This is a genomic window from Novosphingobium sp. HR1a (assembly GCF_015594425.1).
Classification (GTDB): Bacteria; Pseudomonadota; Alphaproteobacteria; order Sphingomonadales; family Sphingomonadaceae; genus Novosphingobium; species Novosphingobium resinovorum_A.
Genome location: NZ_JABXWS010000094.1, coordinates 55,857 through 74,940 on the forward strand (window position 1 = coordinate 55,857; position 19,084 = coordinate 74,940).

General features: G+C 63.4%; 19 protein-coding genes and 1 pseudogene. 10 read left to right on the plus strand and 10 right to left on the minus strand.

The features are described 5' to 3' along the window. Positions 1 to 6: 6 nt before the first annotated feature. Positions 7 to 921 (minus strand): LysR substrate-binding domain-containing protein, encoded by a 915-nt coding sequence (locus tag HWN72_RS25150; RefSeq protein WP_211151672.1) that lies wholly within the window; start codon positions 919 to 921, stop codon positions 7 to 9. Positions 922 to 1,044: 123 nt separating this feature from the next. Between HWN72_RS25150 and HWN72_RS25155 the strand changes: the two genes are divergently transcribed. From HWN72_RS25155 to HWN72_RS25165, 3 genes are all read left to right on the plus strand, one after another. Next, positions 1,045 to 1,857: a type 1 glutamine amidotransferase domain-containing protein gene (locus HWN72_RS25155; protein WP_211151673.1), complete on the plus strand. Its 813-nt coding sequence runs from the start codon at positions 1,045 to 1,047 to the stop codon at positions 1,855 to 1,857. A 65-nt stretch (positions 1,858 to 1,922) separates the two neighbouring features. Beyond that, on the plus strand, positions 1,923 to 2,219 hold the full coding sequence (locus HWN72_RS25160) for a putative quinol monooxygenase (RefSeq protein ID WP_008827895.1): 297 nt from the start codon (positions 1,923 to 1,925) through the stop codon (positions 2,217 to 2,219). 14 nt (positions 2,220 to 2,233) lie between these two features. After that, entirely contained in the window at positions 2,234 to 3,247 is a 1,014-nt protein-coding gene (locus tag HWN72_RS25165) for an aldo/keto reductase (protein WP_211151674.1), read from the plus strand. Positions 3,248 to 3,378: 131 nt separating this feature from the next. Here HWN72_RS25165 and HWN72_RS31330 read toward each other — a convergent pair. After that, positions 3,379 to 3,618 (minus strand): annotated as a pseudogene (locus HWN72_RS31330) (IS21 family transposase); the annotation flags it as partial. On the opposite strand from HWN72_RS31330, the gene HWN72_RS31335 reads away from it, so the two are divergent. From HWN72_RS31335 to HWN72_RS25185, 4 genes are all read left to right on the plus strand, one after another. Beyond that, entirely contained in the window at positions 3,614 to 3,757 is a 144-nt protein-coding gene (locus HWN72_RS31335; protein WP_008827897.1) for an SDR family oxidoreductase, read from the plus strand. The pseudogene HWN72_RS31330 and the gene HWN72_RS31335 overlap by 5 nt on opposite strands. A gap of 92 nt (positions 3,758 to 3,849) precedes the next feature. Beyond that, a complete protein-coding gene (locus HWN72_RS31340; protein WP_236727510.1) occupies positions 3,850 to 4,122 on the plus strand; it encodes a hypothetical protein in 273 nt (90 codons plus the stop codon). Between the two features lie 103 nt (positions 4,123 to 4,225). Further along, positions 4,226 to 6,721: a TonB-dependent receptor gene (locus tag HWN72_RS25180; RefSeq protein ID WP_236727509.1), complete on the plus strand. Its 2,496-nt coding sequence runs from the start codon at positions 4,226 to 4,228 to the stop codon at positions 6,719 to 6,721. A gap of 140 nt (positions 6,722 to 6,861) precedes the next feature. Further along, positions 6,862 to 7,923, plus strand: a complete 1,062-nt coding sequence (locus tag HWN72_RS25185) for a YncE family protein (RefSeq protein WP_008827899.1) — start codon at positions 6,862 to 6,864, stop codon at positions 7,921 to 7,923. 115 nt (positions 7,924 to 8,038) lie between these two features. On the opposite strand, the gene HWN72_RS25190 is transcribed toward HWN72_RS25185, so the two are convergent. The 4 genes from HWN72_RS25190 to HWN72_RS25205 all read right to left on the minus strand — a co-directional run bounded on the left by HWN72_RS25190 (position 8,039) and on the right by HWN72_RS25205 (position 12,563). After that, positions 8,039 to 8,530 (minus strand): hypothetical protein, encoded by a 492-nt coding sequence (locus HWN72_RS25190; protein WP_211151675.1) that lies wholly within the window; start codon positions 8,528 to 8,530, stop codon positions 8,039 to 8,041. A gap of 198 nt (positions 8,531 to 8,728) precedes the next feature. Then, positions 8,729 to 10,054: a HAMP domain-containing sensor histidine kinase gene (locus HWN72_RS25195; protein WP_036530853.1), complete on the minus strand. Its 1,326-nt coding sequence runs from the start codon at positions 10,052 to 10,054 to the stop codon at positions 8,729 to 8,731. A gap of 29 nt (positions 10,055 to 10,083) precedes the next feature. Continuing rightward, positions 10,084 to 10,761, minus strand: a complete 678-nt coding sequence (locus HWN72_RS25200) for a response regulator transcription factor (protein ID WP_036530850.1) — start codon at positions 10,759 to 10,761, stop codon at positions 10,084 to 10,086. Between the two features lie 590 nt (positions 10,762 to 11,351). Further along, on the minus strand, positions 11,352 to 12,563 hold the full coding sequence (locus tag HWN72_RS25205; RefSeq protein ID WP_036530836.1) for an MFS transporter: 1,212 nt from the start codon (positions 12,561 to 12,563) through the stop codon (positions 11,352 to 11,354). Between the two features lie 156 nt (positions 12,564 to 12,719). Here HWN72_RS25205 and HWN72_RS25210 point away from each other — a divergent pair, with 156 nt between their 5' ends. Continuing rightward, on the plus strand, positions 12,720 to 13,268 hold the full coding sequence (locus tag HWN72_RS25210) for a TetR/AcrR family transcriptional regulator (protein WP_248006328.1): 549 nt from the start codon (positions 12,720 to 12,722) through the stop codon (positions 13,266 to 13,268). A 184-nt stretch (positions 13,269 to 13,452) separates the two neighbouring features. Continuing rightward, complete coding sequence (locus tag HWN72_RS25215; RefSeq protein ID WP_051587237.1) at positions 13,453 to 13,950, plus strand: IS110 family transposase; 498 nt, start codon at positions 13,453 to 13,455, stop codon at positions 13,948 to 13,950. Here HWN72_RS25215 and HWN72_RS32075 read toward each other — a convergent pair. Genes HWN72_RS32075 through HWN72_RS25230 form a run of 3 tightly spaced genes read right to left on the minus strand, consistent with a single transcriptional unit; the run spans position 13,930 to position 17,671 of the window. Continuing rightward, positions 13,930 to 14,289, minus strand: coding sequence for an FAD-dependent oxidoreductase (locus HWN72_RS32075; RefSeq protein WP_081799253.1), 360 nt, complete (start codon positions 14,287 to 14,289; stop codon positions 13,930 to 13,932). The genes HWN72_RS25215 and HWN72_RS32075 overlap by 21 nt on opposite strands. A 12-nt stretch (positions 14,290 to 14,301) precedes the next feature. Continuing rightward, positions 14,302 to 15,333, minus strand: a complete 1,032-nt coding sequence (locus HWN72_RS25225; protein WP_036530830.1) for a LacI family DNA-binding transcriptional regulator — start codon at positions 15,331 to 15,333, stop codon at positions 14,302 to 14,304. A 25-nt stretch (positions 15,334 to 15,358) separates the two neighbouring features. After that, positions 15,359 to 17,671 carry a membrane-bound PQQ-dependent dehydrogenase, glucose/quinate/shikimate family gene (locus HWN72_RS25230; protein ID WP_236727508.1) on the minus strand — a complete coding sequence of 771 codons (2,313 nt, stop codon included), beginning with the start codon at positions 17,669 to 17,671 and terminating at the stop codon, positions 15,359 to 15,361. Between the two features lie 243 nt (positions 17,672 to 17,914). On the opposite strand from HWN72_RS25230, the gene HWN72_RS25235 reads away from it, so the two are divergent. After that, positions 17,915 to 18,940 carry a carbohydrate porin gene (locus HWN72_RS25235; protein WP_036530825.1) on the plus strand — a complete coding sequence of 342 codons (1,026 nt, stop codon included), beginning with the start codon at positions 17,915 to 17,917 and terminating at the stop codon, positions 18,938 to 18,940. A 19-nt stretch (positions 18,941 to 18,959) separates the two neighbouring features. Here the strand turns inward: HWN72_RS25235 and HWN72_RS32080 are convergent. Next, on the minus strand, positions 18,960 to 19,084 hold a 125-nt coding region (locus HWN72_RS32080; protein ID WP_211151682.1), incomplete at its 5' end, for a transposase.

A 19,084-nucleotide genomic window follows, 5' to 3' on the forward strand; every position in this document is an offset into this window, starting at 1 on the left:
CGTCGATTAGGAAGTACCTTCGGCTTCGAAGCGCCGCACCACGTCGGTGATCAAGGATCGCAGCCAGCGATGTGCCGGGTCGTGCCGATAGCGGACGTGCCAGGCCATCTGGACCGGAAAGGTGCCGAGATCGACCGGAGCGGGCAGCACTTTCAACCGCGGGTCGTGCTTGAGCCGACTGCAGATCAATCGCGGCAGAGTGGTGCAGTAATCGGTCACCGCGACCATCTCTGCCACCGCGAAGAAGTTCGTGACGGAGATCGCCACGTCGCGCTTCAACTGCTGCTGGGCCAGCGCCTGGAACACGCCGGAGCGGACGCGGCCGGGCGGCATCACGTTGACATGGCGCAGCCGCTCGAACTGCTCGCGGGTGATGGCATCGCCGACCTCCGGATGATCCGCACGCACCACGCATTCCAGGCTCTCGTCCATCAGGTGCTGGACGACGAGATTGTCCGGCGGATCGACGATCCGGCCAAGTACCATCGCCGTCGTGCCGGAGATGGCCCCGGTTTCGGTAAGGTCATTGCCATAGGGGGTAAGCCGCAGCTTGATGCCCGGTGCCACCTCGGCGAGTTTCGCGACGATCGCCGGGACCAGAACGAACTCGACATAGCCGTTGGGCGCGATCGTGAAGAGCCGCTCGGCCCGCGCAGGATCGAAATCCTGCTGGCCGAGCACCGCATCGTCGAGCCGGGCAAGCGCCTCGGCGATCCCCGGCGCCAGTTCGAGAGCGATGGCGGTCGGCTGGATTCCATAGCGCTCGCGAATGAAAAGCTGGTCCTGCAGCATCGCCCGCAACCGGCCGAGCGCATTGGAGAGAGCTGGCTGCGTCATGCCCAGACGAATGGCGGCGCGGGTCACGTTGCGCTCCTCCATCAATGCCACGAAGATCGGCAGCAGATTGAGATCGTAACGCATCCAGTCATTATCTCATCGGTATATCTGAAATCCAAGAAATAAAGTTCTGGAATGGCCGCGAACACGCCATCTTCGGGGCATCGGCGGATCATCGCCGGATGCTGACAATCGAAGGAGGTTCAGATGACCAAGGGTAAAGTGCTCGTGCTTGGCTCCAATGCCACGCAAATCGAGGTCAAGGGCGATCATGGTGCGACCGCTGCGACCGGACAGTACCTCAACGAAACGGTGGTGCCGGCGATGGCGCTGATCGCGGCCGGTTACGAACTGGTGCTCGCGACGCCGAACGGCGCCAAGCCGATCATCGACCCCGCCTCGGATTCCGCCATGCACTTCGACGATGACGTGGCGGCCTATGAGCAGGCGAAGGCGTTCTACGCGAACGATCCGTCGATGAACGCAGTGCGCACACTGCGCGCCGTGATCGCCGATGGCCTCGACCAGTTCGCCGGCGTGTTCGTGCCGGGTGGTCAGGCCCCCGTGGTCGATCTGATGCAGGACGCCGAAACCGGCACGATCCTACGGCACTTCCATGCCAAGTCCGGGCCGACCGCACTGCTTTGCCATGGCCCGATCGCCCTGGTTTCGGCGATGGCGAATGCTCCGGCCTTCCGTGCCGCACTGATCGCCGGAGATGACGCCGGTGCGCGGGAACTGGCTGCGGAGTGGCCTTATGCCGGCTACCGGATGACGATCTTCTCCGCCTCGGAGGAAACCTATGTCGAGGAGCAGGTGCTCCAGGCCAAGCTTTATTTTTCCATGCCGCAGGCGCTGAGCGATGCCGGCGGCGAGGTGACCGTCACGCCAGTCGACTTCGAACCTCACGTCGTCATCGACCGCGAACTCATTACCGGGCAGAACCCCCGCTCGGACCACCAAGTCGCGCGGGCCTTGATCGAAGCGCTCGACCGGGCCTCGCAAGAGACAGATGCTTGAAGACACGTATGACCGGCGGGGCACTTCGCATTGGCCCCGCCGGACCGCCAGCAAGGACAGGAAAGATGACCGATACCATCAAGATCATGGCAATCCTCACCGCCAGGCCCGGCCAGGGAGAAGCGCTGCGCGCCCTGCTCGACGGCATGATCGCACCCAGCCGCGCCGAGGCGGGCAACCTGCGCTATGACCTCTGGGCCGATCAGGCTGCGCCCGACCGGTTCGCTCTCGACGAACTCTATAGAGACAAGGCCGCGATCGAGGCGCACCGCGCCAGTCCGCACTTCCAGAATTACCTGTCGCACATCAACGACCTTGCCGATCGCGTCGCGCTGACGCTCGATCCGCTGGCGGTCGCCTGAAAGGACCCCTGACCATGGCTCTCCAAGATATCCTGCCGGGCAAGCTCGGCTTCGGTGCCGCGCCGCTCGGCAACATGTTCCGCGACATTCCCGAGGACGAGGCGCTCGCCACGGTCGAAGCCGCCTGGAACGACGGCATCCGCTATTACGACAATGCGCCCTTCTACGGCGCCGGCCTTGCCGAACTGCGCATGGGCGAGGCATTGGCGGGCAAGCCGCGCGACCAGTACGTCATCAGCACCAAGGTCGGCCGCATCATCCTTGACGAACTGGAGGACGTCAGCGCCCGCCAGCAGGGCGAGAAGGCCGGGGTGTTCGCCCATGGCCGCGCCAATCAGATCGTCAACGACTACACCTACGACGCGACGCTGCACTCGATCGAGGACAGCCTGAAGCGCCTGCGGACCGACCATATCGAAATCGCATTCGTCCATGATCTTGCCCAGGACTTCTGGGGCGATCTGTGGCTGGCGAAATTCGAGGAAGCACGCACCGGCGCATTCCGGGCGCTCGACCGCCTGCGGGACGAAGGTACGATCAGGGCCTGGGGTCTGGGCGTCAACAAGGTCGAGCCGATCGAACTCGTGCTCGGCCTGGAGGAACCGCGCCCCGACGCCTTCCTGCTTGCCGGCCGCTATACGCTGCTCGACCATGGCCAGGCGCTGCAGCGCGTGATGCCGCTGGCTGCCGCGCGTGGGGCCGGGATCGTGGTCGGAGGGCCGTACAGTTCTGGTGCGCTCGTCGGCGGACCGAACTTCGAATATGCCCCGGCGACGCCCGATATCCTCGAGCGGGTCGCACGGATCAAGGCCATCGCCGATCGCCACGGGATCAGCATGAAGGCGGCCGGGCTGCAGTTCTCGCTTGCCAATCCGGCGGTAGCGGCGGTGATCCCGGGCGCCAGCCGGCCGGGCCGCATCGCCGAGGACAGCGCGGCGCTTGGCGAGACGGTGCCGGTGGATTTCTGGCGCGAACTGCGCGTCGCCGGGCTCGTCGATCCGGCCGCTCCGCTGCCGGGTGGTGCCTGAGGCACGGCAGGACAATCCGCGCGCGGACAGCCGGCGGCAGTCCGCGCCGGGTCGTGACGACCAGATGGACGATGCCCTGCGCCCGCGTCATTCAGGCAACACGCGGACCAGCGTTCCGGCGCGCAGCGCATCAGCAGATAAGCCCCCACGAAGAAGGCCCGGCTGCAATTCAATTTGAGGTGCGCCGCCTGCAGCTTGGTACGCACCGCAATAAGGATCGCCCAGTCCTCACTCCAGTCGAACTGAAAGGCTTCATCCGGTGCGAACGACAGCGGCACGAACGTTCCGCGGCCACTCATCTGCTGCTGCCGGTGATAATCCTCGCGCCAGTTCCGTGCGAAGGCCGCGACACGGTTATCCGTACCAGTGAACAGCAGTGGTGCCGCCGTCGATCAGAAAGTCGCTGCCTGTGATAAAGGCGCCGCCGCCGTGCTGTGGCTGTGCAGTCCGGCAGCAAGCTTCGTGATCGGCGCCGCGCTGCCGGTCGACGGCGGCTTTACCGCGCACTGATGATGCCGGACGCCATCTTTAGCCGGCGAACCGCGATCTCGATAACCGCTGCCGCCGCCATCCCGTGGCCGCCCATGGCAGGAGCGAAGACGATGACTACCGAACCTACCAACGCCCGCAAATCCTTCGGCGAGATTGCGCCGCATCTTGCCGAGATCACCGACAAAGTGCTGTGCGGCGACGCCCATGCGCTTCACACCCACAAGATGGGGCGCAGGCTCCGCTTACTTCTCGGTGGCGCCGGTCAGCGAGGCATTGATCAGCCTCTGCGGTTCCCGCCACGTCGGTCACGCCCCGCGCAAGGGGAAAACTGGAAAGCTCGGACCAAATGTTGGGAATCATTAATTCTACGCCCGGAATCATAACAGGAGCGTCACAGATCGAGTTCAGCTGACACGCTTGGGTCTCAGGAGCGAATTATCCGTGTCAGCAAAAAATCTCATCCCGGCTGCGGTAGCGGCATGCATCATGCCTATCGTGTTCGCGGCGCCGGCCCGCGCGGAGGACAATGACGACGGTTCCACCATCGTCGTCAGCGAGGCTCGCCAAGCCAAGACGGCGCGCGACGTGCAAAAGGCGGCGCCCAATCTGGTCGCCATCCAGTCTGCCGAAGCCATCGCCCGGTATCCCGACGTGAACGCGGCCGAAGCACTTAGCCGCATGCCGGGCGTAGCACTCTCGATCGACACGGGCGAAGGCAGGTTCGTGAACATCCGCGGCCTTGACGGGAATCTCAACGGCGCGAACTTCGGAGGCGTGGTCCTTCTTAACACGCAGCCGGGAGGCACCTATTTCAACGCCGCGGGCCGAGCGGTCGAATTCGATACGATCCCGATCGGCGCAATCGACCAGATCATCGTCACCAAGTCCGGGCTGCCCGACCATGACGCCGAAGGCATCGGTGGCCAGGTCAACCTCGTGCCACGCACCGCGATCGGCACGAAAAAGCCCTTCGCCGAAATCACCCTGGGCAGCGGCATCGAGACGGATCGCAACACCGGCCTGTACCGCGACGAAATCGTCGTCGGAGCACCTTTCGGCGGGACCAACGCCGATGGCGACGCGCCGTTCTCCTTTGTGCTCAGCCAGTACCTCTACAACGACAAGCGCAGTTTCGACGACCTTGAGGCCGCTTACGTGGACGACACCAGCGTCGCGCCCGACAAAGCCTACAGTGCCCTGGAGATGCGTCGATACGCCTACGATCGCCGACGCTTCGGCTACTCGGGCGAGCTCGACTTCACGCCGGACAGCCAGCAGCGCTTCTACGTGCGCGCCAGCCTGGCCGGCTACAACGAACATGCTTTCCGCAACCGCCTGGAAACCGACTTCAACGGCGTCCAGTCCATAGACCCGAAAAATCCCAACGGCTTCGTCGCCCAGCAGACCAACGGCGTGAAGACTTTGCGCGACTACGACGAGACCCACAAGAACCTCGTCATCCAGGGCGGCGGCGACAACCATATCGGCGTAGCGCATCTGGAATATTTCGCCGCCTATTCGCGGGCGACGTACGACAAGCACTACGACTACAACTCGACCTACGAAAACCCCAACGACTACACCAGCACTTACGACAACATCACCAACCCCGATTACCCCGCGTTCGCCATCACCTCCGGCAACGGCTTCTACGCGCCTTCGAACTACGCACTGAGCAAGATTTCCAACGCGGTCGAACACGATCGCGACGAGGAATACAGTTACGCCGCCAGCGTCGCGGTTCCGGTCGGCCTGGCTGCGGGCGACGAACTCAAGGTAGGCGGCAAGCTGCGCTACCGGCACAAGGTCGCGCTTCCGTACTCCGGCACGTTGACCCCCGGCTCGACTTATCTGCTCAGCGACAATGCCTCGCTCAACACCGTCGATGACTTCTACGGCAACGGCTATTCGATCGGTCCGAGCATCGGCAATACCGCCCTTCGCAATCTCTACGGCTCGACCGCAATGGCGCTCGACGAAGGCAACTATTTCGACGATCACGAGGACGTGAGCGCCGCCTTTGCACAATACCGCGGCACTTTTGGACCGCTCGGCGTCCTGGCCGGGTTACGCTGGGAGCACACCAAGGCAAGCTACAGCGGCATCGGAGACTACGTGAGCGCCGGTAGCGTCGTGCACGGACAGATCACGACGAACCGCAGCTACGACAACGTCTTCCCGACGCTGCTACTGCGCTATCAGCCCACCGACCGGGCGGTCCTGCGCGCGACCTATTCGACGGCCATCGCCCGCCCCGGCTTCTACCAGACGCAGCAATCGACCGGTATCGACGTCGGCAACTCGGTGGTTTCTACCGGGAACCCCGACCTGAAGCCGATCACCTCCAATAACTTCGATGTCAGCGCCGAGTACTATCTGCCCGGCCACGGCATCATCTCGCTGGGCGCGTTCGACAAGGAACTCAGGAACTACATCGTGACCTTTGCCTCGCGTCAGACCGGCTATCCGGGACTGAGCCAGTCGCAGATCTTCCTTGTCCAGAGCTATGCCAACGTCTCGCACGCTCGTGTTCGCGGGATCGAGGGCCAGTTCGTCGATCACTTCACCCGCTTGCCCGGCCTGCTCGGCGGCCTTGGTATCGACGGCAACTTCACATACGCCAACAGCAAGGTGGCCTTGCGGCCCGGCGAGACCGTGGCCATGCCAGGGACCTTCGGATGGACCTGGAACGCGGCGGTCTTCTACGAACGCGGCCCGGTCAAGCTGCGCCTGGCATCGCAATTCGAGAGCCACGTGTTGTTCGGCATCGGCAGCACCAGGGCCACCGACGTATTCCAGGACAGCCGCACCACGCTCGACGCGAACGCCAGTTACGACGTGACGCAAAACCTGCAGTTCTACGCCAACGCCAAGAACCTCACCAACGCGCCTTTGCGCTTCTACGAGGGCACCCCCAATCGTCCCATCCAGCGCGAGTTCTATGACCTGACGCTCGAACTGGGTGCAAAGCTGCATTTCTAAAGGCTGAGCGGGCGGGCGGGCAGCCCCTGCGCGCCCGCCTGCCCCCATCGTTGGGAATAGCCAACTTGCACCGCCCCGCATGCGCCGCTTCAAGAAGCGCGGGGCCCAACTCAACGGCATTATCAAGGATTTTCTCAGACATGATCAGCTCATCCCCCAAGACGCTGGCCGGGATACTTGGCCTCTGCGGATCGGCCGCGCTCGCCGCGGCACTGGCAACCCCGGCACAGGCAGCGCCTGCCCGCGCCCCCGCTTCTGCCTTCGTCAGGTCCGCCAGCATCCCGGCAGGTGACGACAGCTGGGATTTCGCGACCTGGGACGCGGCGACGCACCGGCTGCTAGTCGCCCATGGCAACGACGTGCTGGTGGTCGATCCGGACGCCCGCCAACCGGTCAAGGCCATCGGGAAAATTGCCTATGCCCACGGCGTCCTGCCGATCCCGGGCACCAATTCCCTGCTCGTCAGCAGCAAGAAGGACGCCAGCGCGCGTATCCTCGATGCTTCGACGGGAGAGCAGATCGCCAACATCGCGATCGGTGAAGATCCCGATGCCGAACTGATTTCGCCCGACGGCCACACCGGCTACGTCATGGATGCCGCCGGCGGCGCCGTCTCGGTGATCGACCTTGTCACCTACAAGGAAACCGCGCGTATCCCGGTCAAGCCGGGGCTCGAAGTCGCCGTCGAATATGCGCCCGGCAAGATCGCCGTCAACAACGAGGACGAAAACGAGATCGAACTGGTCGATACGCAGGCGGGCCGCATGAGCGGCATCATCGCCCTGCCCGGCTGCACTGGCCCCACCGGTCTCGCGCTCGATCCGAGCACGGGCCTGGCGCTTAGCGCATGCGCCAACGGCAAGGCTTCCCTGGTCGATACCCACACCGGCAAGCAGGTCGCCCTGCTTTCGATCGGCCTGGGTCCGGACACCGCCATCTGGGACGGGCAGCACAAGCGCTTCATCGTGCCCTGCGGCAAGAGCGGCACTGTCTCGGTCATCGCTCTCAAGGGGCGCAAGGCCATGCCGGCATCGACCTCGAAGTCGGAGACGAGCGCGCGCACCGGTGCCTACGATCCCGCCACCGGCCGGCTGTTCCTTCCCGCTGCCAGCTTCACGCCAGCCACGAACGGAGGAAGGGGAACGATCGTGCCGGGCAGCTTCCACATTCTCGTCATGGCACCGGCCAGCCATCACGGCTGATGCAGATCAATCCGGCCCGGCCATGGCGCAAGACCATGCCGGACCGGATTGGACGAGGGTGGCAGGCCGGCATCATGGGGGAAATACCGACCTGCCAAGGGGCATGGCGGCGCCCCTAGCCGAACAACGCGGCGCGTGACGGGATTTGCCGCGCCATTTCGTCACGAATGCGTACCGCACGCTCCAGAGCAGCCTTCTGGCTGTCGCCTTCGTGCCAGGGCGCCATGATTCCCACGGCACCGATCGGCCGACGCCGGGCATCGCGCAGTTGCAGCAGCACTCCGATGCGAACGCCATCCTTCTGCACTTCGACCAGCGGCTTGCCGGTCCGGGCCACTCCGAGATCATCGTCCCCGGAAATTTCACCCAGATCATCGGGAAGATGCGCCGCCACGACCGAATTCGTATTCGAGCCCGGCGGGGTCACATGCAGCAGAATGTCGAGCAGGCCAGGGTTTCGCGTCATGGTATGCGCCACGAGCGCAGTCGCCTTCGGAGCATGGGCAGGCGTTGCAAGATGTTGAGGCGCAGCGAGCGCCGCCATCGAGACGGTCCCTCCAAGGATGGCGATGGCCATCGCGGCAAGGCGGGGGGAAGTGCACTTCATGCAGGATACTCCATTGCAGGACCCGGCGGGCCGGCATCGACGCTGCGTTCGGCTCCTTTGGCCGGAGACCGCCGACGGCAAGCCGGTCGCCTTTCGTCGCTGCCTGCAATAAAGCGCAGGAACCCGCGATGCTCCAATTACCATTTCCCAATGTCGGCAAGCCGGTGAAGGTCCCGCGCGCGGATCACCCGCCCAGGGTCAGGCCCCATTACTCACACCTCGGCAGGGCAGATGCATCGTGGCGCGCAGGCCGGGCCGAGCGTCCGCCAGTTCGAGCCAGCCACCGTGGCGCCGAGCCACGGCATCGACCAGCGGCAGCCCCAGTCCGAAGCCGGGCGTCGATCTTGCGGCGTCGAGCCTCACGAAACGTTCAAGCGCCCGCGCGCGGTCCGCGGAATCGATTCCCGCACCATTGTCACGTACGGACAGCAGCACTTCGCCATTTCCCGAAGCCAGGGTGATCTCGACCTCACTGCCGACAGGCGTGTGACGGCTCGCATTCTCGAGAAGGTTGGAAAGACTTTGCGCGATCAGGCTCGACGAGCCGACGATGGTCATCCCCGGCTCCACCAGCCAGCCAAGGCGCCTTCCGTCTTCGGCGAATGCCGGTTCGTACGTCTCGGCAACCCTGTCTGCGAGTTCGGCCACATCAAAGGGCTGCATCTGCAACGCGCCGCCGCCCTCCACCTCGCTCAACTGGAGGATAGCGCCGAACAGGCCGAGCACATCCTCCACCTCCCGCGTCGCCCGGTCGAGTTCATCCTGCACACGCCCCTCCTGGCATGAGTCGGCCGCATCCTCGATGCGCTGGCGCAGCCGGGTGAGCGGCGTGCGCAGATCGTGCGCCAGCGCGCCGGAGACCAGACGGAGATTTGCGATCAGAGCCTCGATGCGCGCAAGCATATGGTTGAGGCTTACCGCCAGATGGTCGAATTCGTCACCCCTGTCACTGACCGGCATGCGCGCGGATACGGCACCGTCGGCGACGGCATAGGCTTGCAAGGCAATTCGCCCGAGCTTGTCATGCAACAGTCGGGCAAACAGAAAGGCGCCCAGAAGCCCCAGCGCCAGAACGCCCAGCAATGCCCCGACGAACGACGTCTCCATCCTCCGGTCGATCCGGTCCATCCGCTCGCTGTCGGCCGCGACAAGAAGCAACAGGCCACCGGGCACGTCGCGCGCCACGACACGGATCGTATCCAGCCCCTCGTCGCGGTCCTCGAACTGCATCGTGTATTTGCCCGGACGGGGGCGTAGATGGGGCAGGTTTCCCGCGATTTCCTGCCCTTTCCGGTCGTAGAGCGCGTAGATCAGCTCGTCGCTGGTGTTCAGCCGAACGCGGGAGCCGACCGCTCCGACCAGCGCCGGTGTGCTGCCCTTGCGGAATTCGGCAAGGAGACGGTCGGCCTCGTCGTCGAGATCCACGTCGAGCTGTTGCTGAAAGGCGTGGCGCATGGTCCAGAAGGCGCCGCCCCACAGCCCCATGACACCCAGGGTGAGACAGGCTGTGTAGGCGAGCGCCATGCGCAGTGTCGCGCTCTTGTGCAAGCGGATCACACCGCGCGCATCCGGTAGCCGACTCCGCGAACGGTCTCGATGATGTCTTTCGCGCCGCCTTCCGCAAGTTTGCCGCGCAGCCGGCTCATGTGCGTCTCGACAATGTTGGTTCGCGGGTCGAAATGGAATTCCCAGACCGTTTCCAGCAGCATGGTCCGGGTAATGGTCTTGCCACCACCCCGTATCAGTTCTTCAAGCAGGGCGAATTCGCGTGGTTGGAGCGCTATCCGCTCGCCGCCGCAAGTCACCTCGCGCCTGAGCAAATCCATCCGAAGTACCCCCCACATGAGTTGGGTCGTGCTACCACCGGCGTTTGAACTGCGGCGACCCAGCGCCTGGACGCGCGCAGCCAGTTCCGCAAACGCGAACGGCTTGACAAGATAGTCATCCGCGCCCGCTTCCAGTCCTTCGACCCGGTCTTCTATGCGGCCCAGTGCGGTAAGCAGCAGCACGGGAACATGCACCTGCGCGCTACGCAAGGCTCGCAAGACCTGTATCCCGTCATGTACGGGCATCATCCTATCCAGCACGAGGACATCGTGGTCGTGCAACTGGGTTATCTGGAGCGCATCACGGCCGTCTGCGGCCACGGTGACGCTATGACCGAGATCGCGAAGCCCACGCGCGACAAATTCGGCCGCCTGGGGATCGTCCTCGGCCAAGAGAATACGCATCGACAGGTTCCTCGCGTGCCAGCTAATATACACGGGTTGCGAAGCACCATACCGGCCTGGGCGCTCCCTGTGTCATGCGCCTTATAGGTCGAGGGCCGCCGCCCAATAAAGGTCGATGGCCAAACATTGGCAAATCACAACTTACCTCTGGGAGCAGCCGGGGCGCACGAGCGATTCCACCTCGTTTAAGGGTTGCCTAAACTGCGCAGCGCCGAGGGGAATCACAATCGCTCTATGACAGTTCCTGCCTTGCGGGTGCGCATTCCGCTCCTGACAGGATTGCTGCTCGCCAACCCACTTGGCGCCCGCGGGCCAATTCATCCGCAGTGGAAAAATATGGCTAACCACGAAATTGAGGTCGTCTACTTCGATGCGCCGTCGGTTGTGAGGACCACGCTTGAAAGCGGTGCAGTCAGGATTCCTCGTGTCTTCGCAGACTTTCAGAAGGTACAGCGTATCGACATGGCCCGTTACGGCAAGAGTGGCCATTCAGTTCACGACCTAGGCGAAAGCTGTCATTCCCGCAGCTTCGCTCGCTCAAGCAAGGGAGGCCGAAAGTCGAGGCACGCCACCCAAGCAGACGCATAAAATCAATGACTTATGACCGTCATGTCTCCCGTGCGGCTTCCTGTGGGAAAGCCGTGCGCACGTGATGACCATGCAACCACGAAGCCAACGCATGTCAACGCGAGCATGGCCCAGGGAAATGCTGCGACACCCCAAGTCTCAAGCATAAAACCGCCAGCAAGGCCTCCCGCTGCGATCGCACCGTTCCAGGCAACGACATTCATCGACAGAGCCGTGTCCGCGCTGTCGCCGGCAGCATCTGCGAGGGCGGTCTGGAGCAAAGTTGCCGCGCCGCCAAAAGTCAGCCCCCAGATCGCAGTGCAGGCGTAGATGACGATGACGGACCTAGCGCCCAGCACAAGTGTCACCGTGACCAGTGCAAACAAAGCAAGACTCGCCAGCACGGTCGACCGCAGGAAATGGTCCACCAGCTTCCCGGTCACCCATATTCCGGCCAACGCGGTCATGCCAAATGTGAGCAGGACGAGATCCACACGGTCTGCCAGGCCAGCAGGCGTCACGAACGGCGCCACGTAGGTATAAAGGATGTTGTGTGCGAGCATCCAGCTGACGACGACGCCCAGGACGGGACGGACCCCCGGTGTCGTGAGAACGCGGTAAAGCGGCATTCGCGCACTGCGGGCCTGACCGGGATAATCGGGAACCTTCGCCAGCACCCACAAGATCAGCACGATCGTCAGCAGTGACATCACACCAAAAGCAGAACGCCAGCCGACTGCGGCACCCAGCCAAGTTCCGAAGGGAACACCGAGTGACAAGGCTACAGGCGTTCCAACCATGGCAATCGCCATCGCTCGGCCCTGTTGTTCGGGTGCAACCATCCGGCGCGCATATCCCGCCAGCAGGCTCCAGGCCAACCCCGCCGACATGCCGGCCATGAAGCGGGCGGCCATCGTGAGCACAACGTCGTGCGAGAGTGCAGTGATCGAATTGAAGACGAGGAAACCGACAATCGTCAGCAACAACACGCTGCGCCGCCGCCACCCCTGCGTCGCAATGCTGAGCGGAATGGCAGCGATCAGCGAACCGACGGCATAAGCGGTAACAGTTTGTCCCGCGAGCGCTGATGAAATGTCCATGCTCGAGGATATTTGCGGCAGCAGTCCAGCCGGCAAGGTTTCGGTGGCGATGCAGATGAAGCCAGTCATCGCAAGCGCGAGAAGTGCGGAAACTGGCATGGGATCACTTGCCCGGTTGCATTCTTCGTTCGGCATGGAAACCTTCACACTTATGGATTGATCGATCCACAACTACGCAGGTGACAGCCGAATGGCAATGATTTATAGATTGATCAGTCCATAAATGAGGATGGCATGCCGCGCACAGGACGCCCACGCACTTTTGACCGAGACGGCGCCATCGATGCGGCCATGACGCTTTTCTGGGCCCAAGGTTATGAGCCGACATCCTTGTCGCAGCTCAGGTCCAGCATGGGGGGGCTATCGTCGGCCAGCTTCTATGCGGCTTTCACGTCCAAGGAGGCGCTGTTCCAGGATGTCGTGGACCGTTATATCGGATCCTATGGTCAAGTGACCGCAAGCCTCAAGGACGATACGCTCGCCCCGCGCAATGCGATCGAGACGGCATTGCGCAAATCGGCCGCTATGCAAACGGCGCAGTCGCATCCCCCAGGCTGCTTGATCATGCTTGGCGCCAACAATTGCTCGCCAGAAAATCGGCAGGTCGAGGCGATCCTGGTACAGGAGCGTCAACGCAACCGCCAAGGGATCGAACGGCATGTCGAGAGAGCCAGAACGAACGGAGAGTTGTCACCAAGTACTGACACGGCCGCAATGGCACGGATGTTTAGCACCTTCCTGAGCGGTATGTCAGTCGAAGCCAGAGATGGCGTACCTTTATCGCAGATTGACGCAGCGATTACGTCGTTGATGCGGCTTTGGGATCAGGCTGCTGTCTGACGCTGGGGCTGATGCGTGACTGACGGGGAGCGAACGCCGGATCATAGGACACCGCATAATTCACGTAGCCACCCTCGTGCATGGTACGAAGTCGCCTTGGCGCTTCAATGCAGGAGGGTGCCCGATGTCGATGCAGGATTAGACGTGAGTGACAAGACGACGCATATCTGCGTGGTCGATGCCGATGGTAAAGTTTTTCCGATGCGATGTTGTCGCGAGCGATCCCGATGTTTTGGCCAAGTGGCTGCCCCGGCATTGCGCGGATCTCGTGCGCGTAGTGTTGGAAACAGAAACGCGATCGACCTTTCTCTATCATGGACTGGCCGAGCGTGGTGTCGCGGTGGAGTGTATATGTGCGCGGCGCGCCAAGGGCGTCCTATCTGCACGTGTGAACAAGGGCGATGTCCACGACGCAGAGGGACTTGCTCAGTTGGCACGCACCGGCTGGTTCAAACGAGTCCACATGATGGCGTTGGCCACGCATATCGCCCGGGCCGAGCTGCGCATCCGTGCCCAGCTCATCACCGCGCGGACATCCATGGCCAACCAACTGCGTGGACTTTTAAAGCTATTCGGCCTTCGTATCGGCACCGCCAGAACACCCGGCCGTCGGGCAGAGCGACTGGCGGCCTTCTACGCCCAGCGCCCTGACCTGAAGGCGCTATTTACCCCTCAGGCTTGAGGCAGGAAAATGGCCGAAGCCAGGACGTTCGCTTCCCGGCAGCGTGCAGGATGCACAGTCGCCGATCGCGAAAACGCGCGGGTCCGAGACCGACCGCAGCGTAGGGGTAGTGAGGATCTGGCCCGTGCGCGTCAGTTCCAACGTGCCGAGCTTGCCGGCGATCGGCGTGGCGCGAACCCCCGCCGCCCCACACCATGAGGTCTGCCGGGATATGTTCGCCGCTCTTGGTGCATCGGCGGTCACTTCGGTAACGGGAACCTCGGTCAGCACGCGGACGCCCAATGTTTCCAGTTCCCGCCGGGCCGCGTTGGAGAGCCGCTCGGGCAAGGCGGGCAGGATATTCGAGCGCGACTATGCCAGCGTCGTATCCGGTAAACTGCGTGGAGCCGCCGAAGATGCCCTGACGATCAGGTTGGTTTCGACCAGCTTCATGGATCTGCTCTCGCCGCCAATCTGGCCGAGCAGGGCTTGCGCGGCCGCCCGCCCTATTTCCGAGGCATTCACCCGCACCGTCGTCAGCGGCGGGTTCATGCAGGCGGCGATTTCCATGTCGTCGAAGCCGGCGATCGAGATATCGTCCGGAACCCGAAATCCCAGCCGTTGCGCCTCCGCCATCGCGCCGATCGCCAGAATGTCGTTGGCGCAAATGATCGCGGTCGGCTGGTCCGCGAGGATTTCGGAAAGGCCAACCGCTCCGCGATCGACCGTATAGCGCTGTTCGCTCACGGCCAGCGTACAGCCATGCGCGGCCGTGAAATCGACGAGGGCCTGCAGTCGGGCGAAGGCGCGATCGTTACCTGCGGTAACGCCGGCGATCGCGCCAAAACGGCGATGGCCCAATTCGAACAGATATCGGATGACCGAGGTGCTGGCCGCCGCATTGTCGAAACCGACCCAGCTTGCGTCGATATCCGGATCAGCGGTCCAGGTCAGGCAATAGGGTACGCCCTGCTGGTCGAGCAACGCATAAAGGGCAGGATCGCGCGCGGCACCGACGAGCATGATCGCCTCGGCGCCGCGTTCGATGAGTATCCGCGCCGCTTCCGCTTCCCGCAGACCGTCATAATTACTGGTCGCGAGCAGCAGCGTCGATCCGGCGGCCGCCACCTCCTTCTGCAAGCCGTCCAGGCAATTGGCAAAGATCGGATTGTCGAGCGTGGGCACTACGGCTCCGATCAGGTGGCTACGCTTCGATGCAAGCGCCCGGGCTGCGCTGGAAGGCAGATAGCCCAGTTCCTCGATCGCCCGCCTGATCGCCTCGCGCGTGGCGGGCGCAACTGTCGAGGGGGAATTGAGAAGCCTCGACACCGTTACCTTGCCGACCCCCGCGCGGCGGGCGACGTCGTTGATGGTGACGGTGTTCGAGGCGTTCTTCTTGGTCATCGGATTGCTCCGATAATCCTTTTTCCTACTTCAGGGTATAGGCGGTGACCAGATCGCCGTGCTTGGTGCCGAGCGGACCGTGTCCGCCATCCGCGGTCAGCACGTATTGCCGCCCGCCGGCCCCGTACGTCATCGGGGTCGATTGGCCACCGGCGCCGAGCCGGTCCTCCCACAACAGCTTGCCGCTATCAACCGCATATGCGCGGATGTACTGGTCGAGCGTGCTGGTCAGGAACATCACGCGGCCACGGGTGATCAGCGGTCCGCCGATGCTGGGCACGCCCAGACGCAGCGGGATCGGCAGCGGCGCGCTGTCACGGATGGTGCCGTTGCGGACCTGCCAGGCGGTTTTCATCGTGCGCAGATCGACCGCGACCACGGCGCCCCAGGGCGGACGGAAGCAGGGCAGGCCGATCGGCGAGAACAGCGGGCCATGCGCGACGCCATAAGGCGTGCCGAGCATCGGCTGCAGGCCGCCTTCCGGTCCCGGCGGGTGCTGCGGCGTGGCATAGGACGGATTTTGCGGGCCACGCGGCAGCAGCTTGGACACGAACGGCATGTAGTTCAGGTTGCCGACCATGATCTGGCGCTCGGGGTCGATCGCGACACCGCCCCATTCGAACATGCCGATGTTGCCCGGGAACACGAGCGTCCCTTGCGTGCTCGGCGGTGTGAACGGCCCTTCATAACGCAGCTGGTGGAACTGAATCCGGCAGGCGAGCTGGTCGAACATCGTCGCCCCCCACATGTCGGCGCCGGTAACCGGGGCCTTCGGACGGAAGCTCAGCTGAGAGAACGGCTGGGTCGGCGACAGACGCTCGCCGGGAGCGCCGCCCTGCGGGACCGCCGTTTCGGGCGCATCGACCAGCAGCTTGCCGGTCAGGCGGTTCAGCACGAAGATGTCGCCGCTCTTGGTGGGGGCAAAGAGCGCCGGGACGACCTTTCCATTCCGACGCAGATCGACGAGCGAGGGCTGGGCGGGAATGTCCATGTCCCACAGATCGTGGTGAACGGTCTGGTACGACCAGACGCGATGCCCGGTGTTGACGTTGAGCGCGACGATTGAGCTGCTGTAGCGCTCCACGGACGGCGAACGGTTGCCACCCCATACGTCGGGGGTGCTCACGCCCATCGGCAGGTAGACCAGCCCCGCCTTTGCGTCGAAGGCGAGCGGTGCCCAGGCGTTGGGCGAGTTGGTCTTGAAGCTCTCGCCCTTGCCGGGCAGGTGATTCTCGTCGATCGCGCCCGAATCCCACGCCCAGACCAGCCGGCCGGTGTAGACGTCGTAGCCGCGGATCACGCCCGAGGGTTCATTGCTGGAATAGTTGTCGGTGATCGATCCGCCCAGGACGAGGACGTGATCGGAAACGATCGGCGGCGATGTCGGCTCGTAGAAGCCGACCTTGGACATGCCCATGTCCTTGTTCAGATCGACGGTGCCGTTGGTGCCGAACCCCTTGCAGACCTGGCCGGTCTTGGCGTCGAGCGCGATCAGGCGGGCGTCGTTGGTCGGCAGATAGATACGCGCGGCGCATTCGGCCGGGGCCGGCTTGCCCTGGCTGTCGAGCGCGTTGGCGGGGGTCTCGTGATACGAGACGCCGCGGCAGGTCATGTGCTGGAAGGTCTTGTTGCCGAAGACCTTGGGATCGAACTGCCAGCGGACATGGCCGGTGGCGCCGTCAACGGCGATCACCTTCTGGTGCGTCGAACACAGATAGACGGTGCCGTTCACCGCCAGCGGCGTATCCTCGAAGGTGGCGTCCTTGGGATCGTTGGGACGCACTTCGTCGCCGGTGTGGATCTGCCAGGCGACCTTGAGCTTGTCGACATTGGCCGGCGTGATCTGGTCGAGCGGCGAGAAGCGATCTCCGCCCTGGCTACGGCCATAGGCGCGCCAGTCGCCCGCCGGCTGGACCGCCGCCATCGCGGCATCGACCTGGCTTTGGTTGGCGGTGAGATCGCCTTCGAAGCTGTGCGGGTCCTGCGCAACCGCGATCCCCATGTAGGCGGCGCCGATCACCACCGTCGCGACCAGCGGGGTGCGGACCCCGCGCGAAATCGACGGGATCACCAACAACACGGCCGCCAGGATGCCGATCACGCCCAGGCGCGGAGTGATCTGCCACCAGTCGAACCCGACTTCGGAATAGCACCAAAGGATCGAACCGAGCGCGAGCAGGCAATAAAGCCACATGGCATTGCGGGTCCGTCTCAGCCAGAGCAGCGCGGAACAACCCAGGAACAGCGCTCCGGCAATGGCATAATAGAAGGACCCCCCGAGGCCTATCAGCCACAGGCCGCCGACGAGAAGGGGGAGCGAGAACAGTAGCAGCAACACGCTAAGTATTCGGCGTGGCCAGCGGCTGCCTGGGGCCGAACGTGAAGAAGAGGTCATGGGAAAGGACTCGATAATCGTGACCAAATGTGTATGGAACCGGTTCCATAAATTGGCAACCCTCGGTTCGCAACAAGCGGTCTGAGGTAACCCGAGTTTGCAGTATCCGCCATGTTCTCCCTTCCTGTTCAGCCACTTACGATCGTCCACTATGTCGCAGCGATACCGCCCGTCACAGCGGATCGCATGCTCGTAGAGCAATCGAACGGCCCTATCCCAGACGGCGCGGACAATGCGGCGGGCGCCGATAATTCGACCGCGCACCACCTGCCACCAGCTACGGAACATGATGCCGCGAACGGGAAAACGCCCGACACCCCGCATTTGCTCGGTGACTGGTTCGGGTTGCGGCACAAGCTCGTCGACATCGGAATCACGCCGATCCTCGCCAACACCACTCAAAGCCTCGACAATGTCCGTGGGGGATCACGGCGACGGTTCGTCACCGCCGGACAGTTCAACATCGGCGCCGTTGCCGACCTTCACTCGCTTACCGGATCGTTGCCTGGCACCTTCAGGGTCCTGCTGACCCGACGTTATGGCCAGGCCTTCAACACGGCGTCGGGCGTGAACGCGCTGGTCAACCCTATGGCGATCCAGGGGCGCGGCGAACTGTGGCGGGTCAGCCAGTTTTCCTACCAGGTCGCCCTGGGACGCGTGGACGTTAAAGTTGGCAGGATGCTGATGGACGAGGATTTCGACATCGGCCAGTGCGACTTCGTCAACGGCTATAGCTGCCTGGGCGAGAATATTCGCGTCGCCAACAACAGCTGGGTCGTCACCCCGGCCTCGCAATGGGGTGCGCGGCTGGTCTATGACTTTGGCGCGGGCTGGTCGCTCAAGACCGCTATCTACAGCTTCAACCCGAAGAATCTCGCCACGAACCGCGATTTCTACGTCGGATTCAGCGGCGCGAACGGCGTCTCCGTGCCCGTCGAACTCGATTACAAGCCCAAGATCGGCGGGACGTTGCAGGGAAGGTATATCTTGGGCGGCTTCTTCAGCAATTCGCACCAGGCCGATCCCGTGCTCAACACCCAGCATCAGAGCCTGGTTCTGCAGGGCGGCACGCCGCTCATGCGCGATACCGAACTCGGTGTCTATTTCGGCGCGGAGCAGCAATTGACCGCCGCGCGCGACGATGGGTCACATGCCCTGTCCGCCCTCTTCCACGCCTCGGAGTTCAGCAGCCAGAGTGCGCTGAATGACTGACCGGCTGACGCCGGTAGGATCATGCGGCGGGGCTGAAGCCATCCTTGTGGGTATGCTTTTCGAGATACCGCATGATGATGTCATCGGTGATGTTGCCGGAGGTAGTCGAGAAGTAGCCGCGTTGCCAGAAGCGTTGCCCCCAAT

Bases quoted from the DNA above. Each gene is read 5' to 3' on its own strand.
- HWN72_RS25150 (WP_211151672.1), bottom strand. From the start codon at position 921: ATGCGTTACGATCTCAATCTGCTGCCGATCTTCGTGGCATTGATGGAG.
- HWN72_RS25155 (WP_211151673.1), top strand. From the start codon at position 1,045: ATGACCAAGGGTAAAGTGCTCGTGCTTGGCTCCAATGCCACGCAAATC.
- HWN72_RS25160 (WP_008827895.1), top strand. From the start codon at position 1,923: ATGACCGATACCATCAAGATCATGGCAATCCTCACCGCCAGGCCCGGC.
- HWN72_RS25165 (WP_211151674.1), top strand. From the start codon at position 2,234: ATGGCTCTCCAAGATATCCTGCCGGGCAAGCTCGGCTTCGGTGCCGCG.
- HWN72_RS31340 (WP_236727510.1), top strand. From the start codon at position 3,850: ATGACTACCGAACCTACCAACGCCCGCAAATCCTTCGGCGAGATTGCG.
- HWN72_RS25180 (WP_236727509.1), top strand. From the start codon at position 4,226: ATGCCTATCGTGTTCGCGGCGCCGGCCCGCGCGGAGGACAATGACGAC.
- HWN72_RS25185 (WP_008827899.1), top strand. From the start codon at position 6,862: ATGATCAGCTCATCCCCCAAGACGCTGGCCGGGATACTTGGCCTCTGC.
- HWN72_RS25190 (WP_211151675.1), bottom strand. From the start codon at position 8,530: ATGAAGTGCACTTCCCCCCGCCTTGCCGCGATGGCCATCGCCATCCTT.
- HWN72_RS25195 (WP_036530853.1), bottom strand. From the start codon at position 10,054: ATGGCGCTCGCCTACACAGCCTGTCTCACCCTGGGTGTCATGGGGCTG.
- HWN72_RS25200 (WP_036530850.1), bottom strand. From the start codon at position 10,761: ATGCGTATTCTCTTGGCCGAGGACGATCCCCAGGCGGCCGAATTTGTC.
- HWN72_RS25205 (WP_036530836.1), bottom strand. From the start codon at position 12,563: ATGCCGAACGAAGAATGCAACCGGGCAAGTGATCCCATGCCAGTTTCC.
- HWN72_RS25210 (WP_248006328.1), top strand. From the start codon at position 12,720: ATGACGCTTTTCTGGGCCCAAGGTTATGAGCCGACATCCTTGTCGCAG.
- HWN72_RS25215 (WP_051587237.1), top strand. From the start codon at position 13,453: ATGGTAAAGTTTTTCCGATGCGATGTTGTCGCGAGCGATCCCGATGTT.
- HWN72_RS25225 (WP_036530830.1), bottom strand. From the start codon at position 15,333: ATGACCAAGAAGAACGCCTCGAACACCGTCACCATCAACGACGTCGCC.
- HWN72_RS25235 (WP_036530825.1), top strand. From the start codon at position 17,915: ATGCTCGTAGAGCAATCGAACGGCCCTATCCCAGACGGCGCGGACAAT.